Here is a 1622-nt window from a genome sequence, read left to right as displayed (position 1 = left end):
TGTAGACGCAAAGTAGAATTGTCGCTGTCTGGCAAAGTAGAACTGTCGCCCTCACCCTGACCTTCGGGGTTCAGCGTGAGGGCTGCGGGATGGGACTGGTGCTGATGAGCGAGCATGAGCTTCAGCGTATTGAGGTGCTGGCGCAGGTTCTGGACGGCAGCATGAGACCGAGAACAGCAGCCAATGTGCTCGGCTTGAGCCTGCGTCAGGTGCAGCGGTTGTTGCGCGACATCCGCGAACATGGCGCTGTTGCCGTCCGGCATGGTCTGCGCGGCCGACCGTCGAACAACCGGATCAGCAGTCTGAAGCGCGACTACATCCTCTCTGTGGTCCGCGAGAGCTATGCCGATTTCGGGCCGACACTGGCAGCCGAGATACTGGCCGAGCGCCATGGAATCCAGGTTTCCAGCGAGACGCTGCGACAATGGATGATGGCGGTCGGCCTGTGGCAGAGCCGCGCACAACGCCTGCGGGTTCACCAGCCGCGGCTGCGGCGCGAAGCCCTGGGTGAACTGGTCCAGATCGACGGTTCCGAGCATCGCTGGTTCGAGGATCGTGCTCCGGCCTGCACGCTGCTGGTCTTCATCGACGATGCGACCGGCCGGCTCATGCAGATGCGCTTTGTGCCTTCGGAGACCACCTTCGGTTATTTCAAGGCGCTGGAGGGTTACCTTCAGGAACACGGCCGGCCTGTCGCCTTCTATTCGGACAAGCACAGCGTCTTCCGGGTGAATCGCACCGAGGCGCGCAGCGGCCATGGGATGACCCAGTTCGGCCGGGCGCTGAACGAACTCAACATCGAGATCCTGTGCGCGAACTCCTCGCAGGCCAAGGGCCGGGTCGAGCGCGCCAACCGCACCCTGCAGGACCGCCTGGTCAAGGAACTGCGGCTCGCGGGCATCAGCGACATGGCCGTCGGGAATATATTCCTTCCCGGCTTCATCGCGCGTCACAACCTGCGCTTCTCCCGGCCCCCTGCCCGGTCCGACGATCTGCACCGGCCGCTGAACATGCCAGCGTCAAGGCTGTCCGAGATCCTGTGCCTGCGCGACCAGCGACAGCTGAGCAGGCAACTCGTCGTTCATTACGATCGCAAGCAGTTCATCCTGGAGGACAGCGAACACGCCCGCAGCGCGATCGGGCAGTATGTCGAGACCTATGCCTTTGCCGATGGCCGGTTCGAGATCCGCTGGAAAGGCATTCTCCTGCCTTATCGAGCCTATGATCACCATCAGCAGCGCGTCACCCACGCGTCGATCACCGAGAACAAGCGCTTGAGCGAGGTGCTTGCCTTCATCCAAATGCAGCAGGACGCCGCGCCGCCCGAGGTCGGACCTGTCGGCAAGCAGCGCACCCGCTATGAACCGACCAGCAAGCCGAGGCGCGGGAACAAGGGTTGGGTGGAAAGGCGCCAGGAGCGGCGCGCAGCCGAGCAGGCTCAGGCGCGGCATGCAGCCGAATGAGGGTCGAGGCGATCAGAGCAGCGGCGATCCCTGCTTCCCCGCATGTCCGGGCCGGGCTGCGATGGCGGAGGTCTCCGCCCGACCCGGCCATGCTCCGGCGGGTCCAACTGCGACATTTCTAAATTGCCCCGACAGCGACACATTAACTTGGTGACAACA

At 63.6% G+C, this 1622-nt stretch carries 1 protein-coding gene; it reads left to right on the top strand.

All coding sequences use genetic code 11. From position 1 onward, the window contains the following. The first annotated feature begins 89 nt into the window (after positions 1–89). Positions 90–1463: an ISNCY family transposase gene (locus CK240_RS17475; protein WP_095641533.1), complete on the top strand. Its 1374-nt coding sequence runs from the start codon at positions 90–92 to the stop codon at positions 1461–1463. The last annotated feature ends 159 nt before the right edge of the window (positions 1464–1622 follow it).

This window comes from Paracoccus salipaludis (assembly GCF_002287065.1).
In the GTDB taxonomy this organism is placed as follows: domain Bacteria; phylum Pseudomonadota; class Alphaproteobacteria; order Rhodobacterales; family Rhodobacteraceae; genus Paracoccus; species Paracoccus salipaludis.
The sequence above is the reverse complement of the archived record's forward strand: the minus strand, read 5'-3'. Positions and strand labels throughout refer to the sequence as shown.

Coding starts and splice junctions, on each gene's coding strand:
- CK240_RS17475 (WP_095641533.1), top strand. CDS start 90: ATGGGACTGGTGCTGATGAGCGAGCATGAGCTTCAGCGTATTGAGGTG.